12 protein-coding genes are annotated in these 11,688 nt (G+C 71.9%); 2 read left to right on the top strand and 10 right to left on the bottom strand.

Going from position 1 to position 11,688, the window contains the following annotated elements; translation table 11 throughout:
* Positions 1 to 37: 37 nt before the first annotated feature.
* Positions 38 to 328, bottom strand: coding sequence for an acylphosphatase (locus tag G567_RS0100270; protein WP_028928377.1), 291 nt, complete (start codon positions 326 to 328; stop codon positions 38 to 40).
* A gap of 22 nt (positions 329 to 350) precedes the next feature.
* Between G567_RS0100270 and G567_RS0100265 the strand changes: the two genes are divergently transcribed.
* Both G567_RS0100265 and G567_RS0100260 read left to right on the top strand, forming a co-directional pair.
* Positions 351 to 1,022, top strand: coding sequence for a CAP domain-containing protein (locus tag G567_RS0100265; RefSeq protein WP_028928376.1), 672 nt, complete (start codon positions 351 to 353; stop codon positions 1,020 to 1,022).
* Positions 1,023 to 1,517: 495 nt separating this feature from the next.
* Positions 1,518 to 2,549, top strand: a complete 1,032-nt coding sequence (locus G567_RS0100260; protein WP_028928375.1) for a magnesium and cobalt transport protein CorA — start codon at positions 1,518 to 1,520, stop codon at positions 2,547 to 2,549.
* Positions 2,550 to 2,644: 95 nt separating this feature from the next.
* On the opposite strand, the gene mutM is transcribed toward G567_RS0100260, so the two are convergent.
* From mutM to G567_RS0100220, 9 genes are all read right to left on the bottom strand, one after another.
* Positions 2,645 to 3,517 carry a bifunctional DNA-formamidopyrimidine glycosylase/DNA-(apurinic or apyrimidinic site) lyase gene (gene mutM / locus G567_RS0100255; protein ID WP_028928374.1) on the bottom strand — a complete coding sequence of 291 codons (873 nt, stop codon included), beginning with the start codon at positions 3,515 to 3,517 and terminating at the stop codon, positions 2,645 to 2,647.
* Between the two features lie 13 nt (positions 3,518 to 3,530).
* Entirely contained in the window at positions 3,531 to 4,280 is a 750-nt protein-coding gene (gene rnc, locus G567_RS0100250) for a ribonuclease III (protein WP_051231995.1), read from the bottom strand.
* Positions 4,281 to 4,290: 10 nt separating this feature from the next.
* Positions 4,291 to 4,473: a 50S ribosomal protein L32 gene (gene rpmF / locus G567_RS32605; RefSeq protein WP_084795610.1), complete on the bottom strand. Its 183-nt coding sequence runs from the start codon at positions 4,471 to 4,473 to the stop codon at positions 4,291 to 4,293.
* Positions 4,474 to 4,520: 47 nt separating this feature from the next.
* Positions 4,521 to 5,099 (bottom strand): YceD family protein, encoded by a 579-nt coding sequence (locus G567_RS0100245; RefSeq protein ID WP_051231994.1) that lies wholly within the window; start codon positions 5,097 to 5,099, stop codon positions 4,521 to 4,523.
* A 25-nt stretch (positions 5,100 to 5,124) separates the two neighbouring features.
* A complete protein-coding gene (locus G567_RS25915) occupies positions 5,125 to 6,168 on the bottom strand; it encodes a MinD/ParA family ATP-binding protein (RefSeq protein WP_051231993.1) in 1,044 nt (347 codons plus the stop codon).
* A 75-nt stretch (positions 6,169 to 6,243) separates the two neighbouring features.
* A complete protein-coding gene (locus tag G567_RS25910) occupies positions 6,244 to 6,987 on the bottom strand; it encodes a F0F1 ATP synthase subunit B (RefSeq protein WP_037055210.1) in 744 nt (247 codons plus the stop codon).
* Between the two features lie 103 nt (positions 6,988 to 7,090).
* Positions 7,091 to 7,573, bottom strand: coding sequence for a pantetheine-phosphate adenylyltransferase (gene coaD, locus G567_RS0100230; RefSeq protein ID WP_028928371.1), 483 nt, complete (start codon positions 7,571 to 7,573; stop codon positions 7,091 to 7,093).
* A gap of 25 nt (positions 7,574 to 7,598) precedes the next feature.
* Positions 7,599 to 8,159 (bottom strand): 16S rRNA (guanine(966)-N(2))-methyltransferase RsmD, encoded by a 561-nt coding sequence (rsmD, locus tag G567_RS0100225; RefSeq protein ID WP_037055208.1) that lies wholly within the window; start codon positions 8,157 to 8,159, stop codon positions 7,599 to 7,601.
* Between the two features lie 53 nt (positions 8,160 to 8,212).
* Complete coding sequence (locus G567_RS0100220; RefSeq protein WP_028928369.1) at positions 8,213 to 11,599, bottom strand: pyruvate carboxylase; 3,387 nt, start codon at positions 11,597 to 11,599, stop codon at positions 8,213 to 8,215.
* Positions 11,600 to 11,688 lie beyond the last annotated feature (89 nt).

The following is an 11,688-nucleotide window of genomic DNA, read 5'->3' as shown; positions in this document are numbered from 1 at the left end:
CGGCTCCCCCGAACACGGTGATCCCGGAGGCTACCGGTCATATCTCGGTGAAGCCGTCGAACCCGCCGCGGGCCTCGGTCCATTGCGCCACGACCTGGTCGACGCGGCCGGGCGTCCCGCTGCCGCGCAGCGTGTCAAGCAACCGCTGGCAGTCCGCGCGCAGTCCCTCCGCCACGACGGCGACCCTGCCGTCGGGCAGGTTCTCGGCCCGCCCGACCAGGCCGAGCTCGAGCGCCCGCGACCGCGTCCACCAGCGAAAACCGACCCCCTGCACCCTCCCGTGCACCCACGCGGTGAGCCGAACGGCGGATCCGAAGTTGATACTCACAATACTGCTACGTTACCGCGCCGTGATCCGTTGGACGCGTCGGAGCGGCGCCGCACTGCTGGTCGGGATGGCCGCGGGCGGCCTGTTCGCCGGCATCGGTTCGACGGTGTCCACGGTGGATGCTCCCGTGTCGCCGACGGCCCGGATTCCGGCTCCCCGCGAGGCCCCCGACGGGTACCTCCCGGCCACCGCCTCCCCGGCGCCGGTCGTCGCGGCTTCGCCGACCGCGGCGTCGCCAACCTCCACCCCGGCTCCCACGAAGCCCCCGGCCCGTGCCCCGGCGCCGTCGACCAGTGCGCGACCGTCCCCCGCCCCCACGGCGGCCCCGGGACCGGCGGCGCAGGTCGTCGCGCTGACCAACGAGCAGCGCGCCCGGCACGGCTGCGGGCCGCTGCGTGTCGACCATCGGATCACCGCGGCCGCGGAGGGGCATAGCGCCGATATGGCCGATGCCGGTTACCTCGCCCACGACAGCCGGGACGGCACCGGTTTCGATCAACGGATCCGCGCGGAGGGCTACCCGGCTCCCGGTGCGGAGAACATCGCGCGGGGCCAGCCGGACGCCGCGACGGTCGTCGAGGCCTGGATGGGCTCGCCCGGGCATCGGGCCAACATCCTCAACTGCTCGCTCACCACGGTCGGCGTCGGGCACGACCCGCGCGGGAACTACTGGACCCAGGACTTCGGCCGCTGACCGGAGCACGGCCTTCTCCGTGATCATCGTTTCAGGGACACCGCCGACCGAGCCGACTCGGCCGCCAAACGCCTGCTGGTCGGAATCCTGCGCGGCGCCGGTCTCACCGGGTGGGTGCTCGGGTATCTCCTGGGCCCAAACACGATCGATCTGGCCTTCCCGGAACCACGGGTGGCGATCGAGGTCGACGGCCGGGCCTGGCATGTGGACGCCGAGCGGTTCCGCAGCGACCGGCGCAAGAGCAATGCTCTGGTCCGCGCGAGATGGGATCTGCTGCGGTTCACCCCTGGCACGACCTCGCAGGTGACCCGGGCCGGGTGCTCGAGGAGATCGTCGCGACGATCGCCGGCCCGGCCGCATGATCGCCCGTTGGGGGCATGGCGCCGCCGGCGGCGTGGATGTCCCTCAAACGGCGATCACGTGCGGGAGCAGGACCGCCGCCACACCGTTACGCTGCGAATCTGCCCAACCACGCGAGTGAACGGAGACCCCGCCGTGACCGTCGTCGACAACGCGGTCTACGTCGACGGGACCCGTGCCGCCTCGCCGACCTCGCTCGACCAGACCTTCGCCGAGCTCCGCCGCTGCCCGGGAGGGCGCAGCTTCGGCTGGATCGGGCTGCTGCGACCCGATCGCGACGAGATCGACGTGGTCGCCAAGGAGTTCCAGTTCCACGAGCTCGCCGTCGAGGACACCGTGCACGCTCACCAGCGGCCCAAGCTGGAGTGGTACGGCCAGACGATGTTCGTGGTGCTGCGGCCCGCCCGATACGTCGACCCGGTCGAGATCATCGAGATCGGTGAGATCCACCTGTTCCTCGGCCCCGACTTCGTGGTCACGGTCCGGCATGCCACCGAGCCGGACCTCGGCGCGGTCCGCCACCGCATGGAGGCCGATCCCGAGCTGCTCGCCCACGGACCGTTCGCCGTGCTGTACGCCGTGCTGGACAAGGTCGTCGACGACTACGGACCGGTGCTCGCCGGCCTGCAGGACGACATCGACCAGATCGAGGTCCAGGTCTTCGACGGCGACCCGAGCGTCTCGAAGCGGATCTACCAGCTCAGCCGCGAGGTGATCGCCTTCCAGCGCGCTGTCGAGCCGCTGCAGGATCTGATCGCCGCGTTGCACCAGCGGGTGGGCGGCGAGGGAACGAACGCCGACCTGGAGCTGAGCCGGGCCCTGCGCGACGTCGCGGACCACGCCACCCGGGTGCTGGAGCGCACGGAGGGGTTCCGCCAACTGCTCAGCGACATCCTCGTGGTCAACTCCACGCTCGTTGCGCAGCGCCAGAACGAGGAGATGGCCCGGCTGGCCCAGGCGGGCTACGACCAGAACGAGCAGCTCAAGCGTATCTCGTCGTGGGCGGCGATCCTGTTCGCTCCGACGGTGGTGGCCGGGATCTACGGCATGAACTTCACGCGGATGCCCGAGCTGGACTGGACGCTGGGGTACCCGTTCGCGCTGGGGCTCATGTTCGGGCTTGCGCTGGTGCTCTACCTGCTGTTCAAGCGTCGCGGCTGGCTGTAGCGGCGGAACCTGCTGGGCTGGCAGCGCCTGTGCGGCGCCGACCATCGACAACGCCCTGCGGCGCGTCGCCTCCCCGGTGGTCGTTCCACTGCGGACTATCCGTGGGCCCGGCGCGGGCGGGGCTGGCAGCGCGGGCAGCTGAACGACGACCGGTTCATGAACGGCTCGCGGCGGATCGGGGTGCCGCAGCGCCGGCAGGCCCGGCCGGCCTGACCGTAGACGTTGAGCGAGCGGTCGAAGTAGCCCGAGGCCCCGTTCACGTTGACATACAGCGCATCGAACGAGGTACCGCCCTGGTCGAGGGCCTCGGCCATCACCTCGGCGGCCGCCGACAGCACCGTGCGGCCCTGGGCGCGGGTCAGCGTCTCGGTCGGCCGTGCCCAGTGCAGCCGCGCCCGCCACAGCGCCTCGTCGGCGTAGATGTTCCCGATCCCGGAGACCACGGTCTGGTCGAGCAGGGCGCGTTTGAGCCCGGTGCGCCTGCGCCGGATCGCCGCTACGGCCTCGTCGAGGCAGAACAGGGGGTCCATCGGATCGCGGGCGATATGCGCCACCGGCTCGGGCAGCAGCCCGCCGCCCGCGGCGGGGGCCAGCGGATGCACCGAGAGCCCGCCGAACGTGCGCTGGTCGACGAACCGCAGCTCGGGCCCGTCGTCGTCGAACCCGATGCGCACGCGCAGGTGTTTCTCGCCCGCCCGGCCGACGTCGGCGACCAGCAGCTGCCCGCTCATCCCCAGATGGGCGAGGATGGCGTCGTCTCCCGCGTCCAACTCGAGCCAGAGGTACTTTCCGCGGCGGCGGGCGGCGGTGACGGTGCGCCCGGCCAGCCGGCCGGCGAAATCGGCCGCACCGGCGACGTGCCGGCGCACGGCGCGCGGATGCCATACCGTGACGGCGGCGATCCGCCGGTCGAGCACATGGTCGGCGAGTCCGCGGCGGACGACCTCGACCTCGGGAAGTTCGGGCACGGTGGATGGCGACTCAGCCGGGGCCGGCCTGCCCGACGGGGCCGTCGGCCTCGGCGGTCAGCGTTCGCCAGGCCAGTTCGGCGGCCTTCTGCTCCGCCTCCTTCTTGGTGCGCCCGTCGCCCGACCCCAGCTCACGACCGCCGACGACGGCGGTGGCCGTGAACACCTTGAGATGGTCGGGCCCCTCCTCGGCGATCCGGTACTCGGGCACGCCGAGGTCGGAGGCGGCGGTAAGCTCCTGCAGGCTGGTCTTCCAGTCGAGGCCGGCGCCCAGCAGCGGAGCGCTGCGCAGCAGCCCACCGAACAGCCGGTGCACGAGCCCACGCGCAGCCTCCAGGCCATGCTGCAGGTACACCGCTCCGATCAGCGCCTCGGTGGCATCGGCGAGGATGCTCGCCTTCGCCCGCCCACCGGTGAGCTCCTCTCCCCGACCGAGATAGAGATAGGCGCCCAACCCGGCCGGGCTCAGCTCGGTGGCCACCCCGGCCAGGGCGTGCATGTTGACCACGCTGGCACGCAGCTTGGCGAGCTGCCCCTCGGGCAGCTCGGGATGGTCCCGGTACAGCCGTTCGGTGACGATGACGCCGAGCACCGCGTCGCCCAGGAACTCCAGGCGCTCGTTGGTCGGCAGCCCACCGCGCTCGTAGGCGTACGAGCGGTGGGTGAGTGCGAGCGTGAGCAGGTCGTCGTCGATCTCGGCGCCGAGCGCGCTCAGTAGGGGCCCGCGGTCCTCCACGGGGCCCTGCACGCCTCGCTCCGCCACGCGGACGCGATCAGGCCGGGCGGACGACCTGACGGCCGTCGTAGGTTCCACATGTCGGGCAGGCCACGTGCGGGGGCTTCGGGGCCCGGCAGGCGCGGTTCGAGCAGGCGGCGAGAGTCGGCGCAGCCGCCTTCCATTGCGCCCGGCGCGAGCGCGTGTTGGACCGCGACATCCGGCGCTTGGGTACGGCCACGGCGAAACTCCTAGATGGTGCTCGGGGATATCAGTCGAATGACTGTGTCATTCCGACGGCAGGTGCTCGCGCAGAGCGGCCCACCGAGGATCCAGTCTCTCATGCCCGTGGTCGGGGCCGAGATCGGCCCGCCGCCCGCCGCATTCGGAACACAGCCCGAGGCAGTCCGGCTCGCAGAGCGGGGCGAGCGGGAGCTCCAGGATGATCGCGTCCCGGACGACCTGCTCGAGGTCGACGCGCTCGTCCACCAGCCGCGGCACCTCGTCCGAGTCGGTGGTCTCGTCGGTCGCGCTGTCCGGGTAGGCGTACAGCTCGGCGACGTCGACCTCGATGGTGTCGGTCAGCGGTTCGAGGCAGCGGGAGCATTCGCCGGCGAGCTCCGCCGAGGCCGTTCCCGAGACGTAGACGCCCTCGGTGACGGCTTCGAGCCGCAGCTCGAGCAGCACCGGCGACCCGGCCGGGACGACGATGACGCCCTCGAGCCCGATCGCCTTCGGCGCGTCGGGCGCGGCGATGCTGCGGGAGACGGTGCGCATGGCCCCGGGCCTGCGGCCCAGCTCCCGAGTACTGAAGACCCACGGGCTCGCCGCTTCCGGGCGATGCGTGGGGGTGCGGTGGGTAGTCATGACCGTCGCCAGGATAGTCCGCGGCTCAGCTCTGCGGGTCGGCGGTGAACCGGTCGGCGATGAGCGCCGCGAGCTCGAGGAACGCGTCACGGGTCGGGCGCCGCAGCCGGGCGAGCTCGACGCGGCCGCCGGTGGCCAGGTGCGGGTCGCGGGGCACCTCGACGACCGCCCGGGAACGGGCGGCGAAATGGTCCCGAACCCGGCCTCGGTCGATCTCGGCGCTGCCTCGGTCGCACGACAGCACGACGACGGCGTTGGCCGCCAGCTCGGCGTAGCCGTGCGCGACGAGCCAGTCCAGTGTCTTGGATGCCCGGCTCGACCCGTCGACGGTCGGCGCCCCGACGACGATCAGGTCGTCGGCCAGCCCGAGCGTCCCCTCCATCGCCGAATGCACCAGCCCGGTTCCGGAGTCGGTGATGATGATGTTGAAGAAGCGCGCGAGCAGCGCGCAGACCTGCGCGTACTCCTCGCGACTGAACGCGTCGCTCGATGCGGGGTCCTGGGCGGAGGCGAGCACCTGCAGCCGCCCGGCCAGGCTGGTGTACCGGGAGACGTCGGCCCACGAGCCGATCCGGTCGTAGTCGCGCAGCAGCTCGCGAACCGTTACCGAGGATTCGCCGGTCAACCGGTCGGCCAGCGTCCCGGCATCCGGGTTGGCATCCAGCACGACCGCGCGGTCGCCTCGATTCTCGGCCAGCGCGAGACCCAGGCAGGTGGCTACCGTGGTCTTACCAACCCCGCCCTTGATCGACGTGACGGCCACCCGGTGCGCCCCGGTGAGCGTCGCGTGGATCCGGCGCAGCCGGGCGCGGCGGTGCTGCTCCGCCTCGCTCGGCCCCGGGTTGACCAGCCCGCGGCTGCCCGCGAAGACCAGCCGCCGCCAGCCCTCCTCGGGCCGGTCGGTGCGGTTGCGGACGATCGTGTCCTCGGTCAGCTCCGCGGCGGTCACCGGATGGATCGGCCGAATCGTCTGCTCCCCCACCGGATCCTCCGAGACGCCGTTGCGAGACAGCCGATGACCGTAGCGCTCCCACCAGGTCGTCGGATCGGGCTCGATGCTGCGCGGCACATGCGTACAGTAGCGTGATGAACACGCAGCGTCAGGGACTCGGCCCGCGCGTCGTGGACGTCGCGGCGCGTCCGGTCAGTCGATGAGATCCATCCCGGTGCCCGAACGCCCGTGCAGCACCGGCGCGGGCGCGCCGCCCTGCGCACCCCGCCAGAGCTGGCTGCGGCCCCGGCTGACCGTGCGCAGCGCCTTGGACAACGTGTCCTCGAATTCGGCGAGCCTGGCGTCGACATAGCCGTCGCATTCGGAACGCAGCCGATCGGACTCGGCGGTGGCGTCGTCGACGAGCCGAGTCGCCTCGGCGTGCGCGGCATGGACCACCTCGGCCTGCGCGACGAGCCGGGCCTGCTCGGCCTGCCCGTCGGCGATATAGCGGTCATGGGCCGCGCGCCCGGCCTCGGAGAGCCGGTCGGCCTCGGCGCGGGCCCGCTCGGTCAGGTCGGTGCTCTGCCTGCGGGCCTCGGCCAGGGTGCGCTCGGCCTCGCGCCGGGCATCGGAGACGGTCCGCTCGGCCTCGGCCCGGGCGTCGGCCACCATCTGCTCGGCCTCGGTCCGGGCCTGCGTGAGCAGCCGCTCGGCCTCCTCGGTGGCTGTCGAGCGAGCTTCCTCGGCTTCCTGCTCGGCAGCGGAGATGATCTCGTCCCGCCGGTCCAGGACGTCCTGGGCGTCGTCGAGTTCGCCCGGGATCGCCTCCCGGACGTCGTCGAGCAGGTCGAGGACGTCACCGCGGGGGACGACACAGTTGGCGGTCATCGGGACGCTTCGCGCCTCCTCGACGACCGTCACCAGCGCGTCCAGCGACTCGAAGACCCGGTACACGGGACGCATCCTCGCACCAGGAGGCGCGGAACCACCGAATTGCCGCGTCGCCCGCGTGTCAAGTTCCCACCGGGTGATTCATGATCACCTGTGGAGACCCGGGCTACGAGTGCTCGGCGATCCGGTCCAGCAGTTGGCGGTGGACGCTCTCGGGCAGCAGATGGGCCACGTCACCCCCGTAGGTGGCGACCTCCTTGACCAGCGAGCTGGACAGGAAGCTGTACTCCGGATTCGTCGAGACGAACAGCGTGTCGATACCGGAGAGCCGCTGGTTCATCTGCGCCATCTGCAGCTCGTAGTCGAAGTCGGTGATCGCGCGCAGCCCCTTGACGATGGCGCGCACGTCGTGGGCCGTGCAGTAGTCGACCAGCAGCCCGTGGAACGAGTCCACGGACACGTTCGGCATGTCCGTGGTGGTCTCGCGCAGCATCGCCATGCGCTCCTCCACGGTGAACAGGCTCTTCTTGTTCTTGTTGATCAAAACCGCCACGATGACCTCGTCGAAGAGGTCGGCCGCACGAAGAATGATGTCGAGGTGACCGAGGGTCACCGGATCGAATGAACCGGGGCAGACCGCGCGTCTCACCGCCGCACCGCCTTCACACGTGGCCTCACACGCCGGGACCGTACCGGAGCCCGACGTGCAGCGTGGTGTCTCCGTAACGTCGCTCACGCCCCCCATGCAGCGGTTCGGGCCACGGGAACGGGCCCGAGCGCATATCGCGCTCGACGACGACAGTCGCCTCGGGGGCGTACCAGCCGCCCCGCTCGGCGGCGGCCAGCCAGCGGGCCACCTCGTCGTCGCCGACGGCGTAGGGCGGGTCGGCCAGCACGATGTCGTAGCTGCGATCGGCGGGCCCGGCGAGCACCGTGGCCACCGGCGCGGCGCGCACCGCTCCGCCCAGCCCGAGGGCGGCGATATTGCGCCGGAGTACACCCGCCGCGCGCCGGTCGGACTCCACGAACAGCGCATGCGCCGCACCCCGCGACAGCGCCTCGAGCCCGAGCGCGCCCGAACCCGCGCACAGGTCGAGCACGGCGGCGCCCGCCAGCCCCGGGCCGGCCTCCAGCGCGCTGAACAGCGCCTCGCGCACCCGGTCCGGCGTCGGACGGGTGCCCCGGGCCGGCACCTCCAGCCGCCTGCCGCCGGCCCGCCCCGCGATGATCCTCATGTGCGCCTCCGGCGCCTGTGTGTGCGTAACAGTGTTAGAACACTGTTACGCACTCACGGGGCATCAGCCAACTCGACGAGGAGGTCGCCGCCCTCCACCTGTTGGACCGCACCGATGGCCAGGCGGGCGACGGTGCCCGCCCGCTGGGTGGTGATCGAGGCCTCCATCTTCATGGCCTCGATCGTGGCGACGGTCTGACCGGCCGCGACGATGTCGCCCTCGCCGACCTGGAGGGTGACCACGCCGGCGAACGGGGCGGCGACGTGCCGGTCGTTCCCGCGGTCGGCCTTCTCGGCGGCCTTGACGTCGGTGGCGATCGAGTGGTCGCGGACGGTGATCGGACGCAGCTGACCGTTCAGCATCGTCAACACGGTCCGCAACCCACGCTCGTCGGGCTCGGAGATCGCCTCCAGTTCGATGAGCAGGGTGACCCCGGGCTCGAGCTGCGCGGTGTGCTCGAGCTCGGGCTCCAGCCCGTAGAAGAAGTCCTTGCTCGACAGCACCGACGTGTCGCCGTAGGTCTCGCGGTGCGCCTCGAACTCGGTGGTGGGACCGGGGAACAGCAGCCGGTTGAGGGTGGCCCGGCGGGCGTCGCGAAGGCCGCGGCGGTCCTCGATGCTCAGCTCGGGCGTCTGCTTCTCCGCGGGGCGGCCGTCCAGCGCCCGGGTGCGGAACGGTTCGGGCCAGCCGCCGGGCGGGTCGCCGAGCTCCCCGCGCAGGAAGCCGATCACCGAGTCCGGCACGTCGAAGCTGCCCGGGTCGGCCTCGAAGTCCGCGGGCTTCACCCCGGCGCCGACCAGATGCAGCGCCAGGTCGCCGACCACCTTCGACGACGGCGTCACCTTGACCAGTCGCCCGAGCATCCGGTCGGCGGCGGCGTAACAGTCCTCGATCAGCTCGAAGCGGTCACCGAGGCCGAGCGCGATCGCCTGCTGGCGCAGGTTCGACAGCTGCCCGCCGGGGATCTCGTGGTGATAGACCCGCCCCGTCGGCGAGGCCAGCCCCGACTCGAAGGGCGCGTAGACCTTGCGCACCGCTTCCCAGTACGGCTCCAGGTCGGAGACGGCCTGCAGGTCCAGACCGGTGGCCCGCTCGGTGTGGTCGGTCGCGGCGACCAGCGCCGACAGCGACGGCTGGCTGGTGGTGCCCGCCATCGACGCGACGGCCGCGTCGACCGCGTCGACCCCGGCCTCGATCGCCGCGACCAACGTGGCGAGCTGGCCGCCCGCGGTGTCGTGGGTGTGCAGCGCCACCGGCAGGTCGAACCGTTCCCGCAATGCGCACACCAGCGCGCGGGCCGCGGGTGGGCGCAGCAGTCCGGCCATGTCCTTGATCGCCAGCACATGGGCGCCCGCCTCGGCGATCTGCTCGGCCAGCCGCAGGTAGTAGTCCAGGGTGTAGAGCTTCTCCCCGGGGTCGGACAGGTCGCCGGTGTAGCAGAGCGCGACCTCCGCGACTGCCGTCCCGGTGGCCCGGACCGCGTCGATCGCCGGGCGCATCTGCTCGACGTCGTTGAGCGCGTCGAAGATCCGGAAGATGTCCATCCCGGTCGCCGCCGCCTCCGCCACGAACGCGTCGGTCACCTCGACCGGGTACGGCGTGTACCCGACCGTGTTGCGTCCGCGCAGCAGCATCTGGGTGCAGATGTTCGGCACCGCGGCGGACAGCGCGGCCAGCCGCTCCCACGGGTCCTCGGCCAAGAACCGCAGCGCCACGTCGTAGGTCGCCCCGCCCCAGCACTCCAGGGACAGCAGCTGCGGGGCCGTCCGCACCAGGTGCGGCGCGACGGCCAGCAGGTCGCGGGTCCGGACGCGGGTGGCCAGCAGCGACTGATGCGCGTCGCGGAAGGTCGTGTCGGTCACCGCGACGGCCGTCTGCGCGCGCAGGTGGGCCGCGAACTGCTTCGGGCCCATTGCGCGCAGCAGCTGCCGGGATCCGTCGGGCGGCGGGGCGCCGAGACTGGCGACCGGCAGCTTGTCGACCGGCTCGACGACCGCCGGACGCGGCCCGTTGGGCTTGTTGACCGTGACATCGGCGAGATAGGTCAGCAGCCGGGTGCCCCGGTCCGCGGGCTGGCGGGCGCGCAGCAGCTGGGGGCGCTCGTCGATGAAGCTCGTCGTCACCTTCCCGATCTGGAAGTCCGGATCCGCCAGCACCGCCGAGAGGAACGGCAGGTTCGTCGCCACGCCGCGAATCCGGAACTCCGCGAGCGCGCGGCGGGCCCTGCGCACGGCGTTGGCGAAGTCGTGGCCATGGCAGGTCAGCTTCACCAGCATGGAGTCGAAATGGGCGCTGACCTCGGCGCCGGTGTGGGTGGTGCCGCCGTCGAGGCGCACCCCAGGGCCGCCCGGCGACCGATAGTTGCTGATCACCCCGGTGTCGGGGCGGAACCCGTTCGCCGGATCCTCGGTCGTCACCCGGCACTGCAGCGCGGACCCGAACAGCTGCACGTCCTCCTGGTTCAGCCGCAACTGTGGCAGGGTCATCCCCGACGCGATGCGCAGTTGCGCGATCACCAGGTCGCGCTCGGTGACCTGCTCGGTGACCGTGTGCTCGACCTGGATCCGCGGGTTCATCTCGATGAAGACGTGGTTGCCGCGCTCGTCGAGCAGGAACTCCACGGTGCCCGCGTTGACGTAGCCGATGTGGCGGGCGAACGCCACCGCGTCGTGGCAGATCCGCTCGCGCAACGCCGGGTCGAGGTTCGGCGCCGGAGCGATCTCGATGACCTTCTGGTGTCGGCGCTGCACGGAGCAGTCCCGCTCGTAGAGGTGCACGACGTTGCCCTCGGCATCGGCGAGAATCTGCACCTCGATGTGGCGCGGGTTCACCACCGCCTGCTCGAGGAACACCGTGGGGTCGCCGAACGACGACTCCGCCTCCCGCATCGCCGCCTCGATGGCCTCGCGCAGTTCGCCCGGCTCGGCGACCCGGCGCATACCGCGCCCGCCCCCGCCCGCGACGGCCTTCACGAACAGCGGGAACCCGACGTCCTCGGCGGCCGCCACGAGGGCGTCGCCGTCGGCGGACGGCTGCGACGAGCGCAGGACGGCGACCCCGGCCGCCCGCGCCGCCGCCACCGCGCGGGCCTTGTTACCCGTCAGGTGCAGCACGGAGGGCGGCGGCCCGACGAACGTGATTCCAGCATCCTCGCAGGCCTTGGCCAGGTCCGGGTTCTCGGACATGAAGCCGTAGCCCGGGTAGATCGCGTCCGCCCCGGCCTTGCGCGCGGCCTTGATCACCTCGTCGACCGAGAGGTACGCCCGCACCGGGTGACCGGGCTCGCCGATCTGGTACGACTCGTCCGCCTTCGCGCGATGCAGCGAGTTCCGGTCCTCGTACGGGAAGACGGCGACCGTGGAGGTTCCCAGCTCGAACGCCGCCCGGAACGCCCGGATCGCGATCTCGCCACGGTTGGCGACCAACAACTTGCGGAACATCGGGCTCCCTGGATCTGTCAGGACGGCTGCGGGCGTGATGGTTGCATGGCGTTCGGCGGGCGCCGACCGCGGGAAGGGTGCGTGCCCGG

Source organism: Pseudonocardia asaccharolytica DSM 44247 = NBRC 16224 (assembly GCF_000423625.1).
GTDB classification, from domain to species: Bacteria; Actinomycetota; Actinomycetes; order Mycobacteriales; family Pseudonocardiaceae; genus Pseudonocardia; species Pseudonocardia asaccharolytica.
Note: the sequence above shows the minus strand (reverse complement) of the source record. Positions and strands in the feature narration are given on the sequence as shown.

Coding starts and splice junctions, on each gene's coding strand:
- rsmD (WP_037055208.1), bottom strand. CDS start 8,159: ATGAGGATCATCGCGGGGCGGGCCGGCGGCAGGCGGCTGGAGGTGCCG.
- G567_RS0100220 (WP_028928369.1), bottom strand. CDS start 11,599: ATGTTCCGCAAGTTGTTGGTCGCCAACCGTGGCGAGATCGCGATCCGG.
- G567_RS0100245 (WP_051231994.1), bottom strand. CDS start 5,099: ATGACTACCCACCGCACCCCCACGCATCGCCCGGAAGCGGCGAGCCCG.